The sequence below is a fragment of the Photorhabdus kayaii genome (genome assembly GCF_025384895.1).
GTDB classification, from domain to species: domain Bacteria; phylum Pseudomonadota; class Gammaproteobacteria; order Enterobacterales; family Enterobacteriaceae; genus Photorhabdus; species Photorhabdus kayaii.
Genome location: NZ_JAJAFZ010000190.1, coordinates 1 through 1,071 on the forward strand (window position 1 = coordinate 1; position 1,071 = coordinate 1,071).

Annotated in this window: 2 protein-coding genes; both read left to right on the forward strand. The window is 61.9% G+C overall.

Annotated elements, in window-relative coordinates; all coding sequences use genetic code 11:
- Positions 1 to 903: OmpA family protein (locus LGZ98_RS23815; RefSeq protein WP_262978740.1), on the forward strand; the 903-nt coding region annotated here is incomplete at its 5' end.
- Between the two features lie 4 nt (positions 904 to 907).
- The coding region (locus LGZ98_RS23820) for a type VI secretion system tube protein Hcp (protein WP_262978741.1) at positions 908 to 1,071 on the forward strand (164 nt) is incomplete at its 3' end.

The following is a 1,071-nucleotide window of genomic DNA, read 5'->3' on the forward strand; positions in this document are numbered from 1 at the left end:
CAAGCCAAAACGGCGCTCAACAACGCCGGTGACCCGGTCAGCTCACCGGAGACCGGGATGCCGGTATTGCCCTTCCCGGACCCGGTATGGCCGCTGTTCCCCGTGAGATCATGGCAGACCGTCGGGCCGCGGGCGCTGAGGGGGGCATTGGGGCTGTTTATGCTGGCGGGGATGACCGCGCTGGGCTGCTCGGCCTGGCATAACCGGCAAGGGTTGCGTCAGGTGGACGATGACTGGCAGCACTATCAGGCTGTCGCCATGACGGATGCGCGCGGCAAAGCGCAGGCGATGGCGGTATTGCGGGCCGATGCCGGTCGTCTTGAAGAGTATTACCGTCACGGGGTGCCGTGGCATCTGGGACTGGGGCTGTATCAGGGGGCGCGATTACGTCTGCCGTTACAGGCGGCGATAGCCGGTTACTCCCCTGAACATCAGGCAAAAAAACCGGTGACGACCGCGTTACCGCAGACGATCAGCCTGAATAGCCCGGCCCTGTTTGATGTGGGACGGGCGACACTGAAACCCGGCTCGGCCCCGGGATTAATCAATGCGTTGATCGCTCTCCGCGCTAAACCGGGCCGGATGATTTTAATCACCGGCCATACCGATGCGACCGGTAATGCCGCGAAAAACCAGGCCCTGTCACTGGCGCGGGCCGAAGCCGTCCGTGACTGGCTGTTACAGACCGGCGAGCTGTCGCCTGCCTGCTTCGCCGTACACGGCGACGGGGCGACGCGACCGATCGCGACGAATACCACCGCGGCAGGGCGTGCCGCTAATCGCAGAGTTGAAATCCGTCTGATACCGAACACGGTCGCCTGTCCGCGACCGCAAACGGTGCCGGGCGTTTCAGCAACAACGTCGCCGATACCGGCGACCTCATTGAGACAACAACAGGAGTAAACTTATGGCGATCCCCGCTTATTTGTGGCTGAAAGATGACGGCGGTGCCGACATCAAAGGGTCGGTGGATGTTCAGGACCGGGAAGGCAGTATTGAAATTGTGGCGTTGGAACATGATGTGTATATCCCGACCGACAACAATACCGGCAAGCTGACCGGGACCCGCGT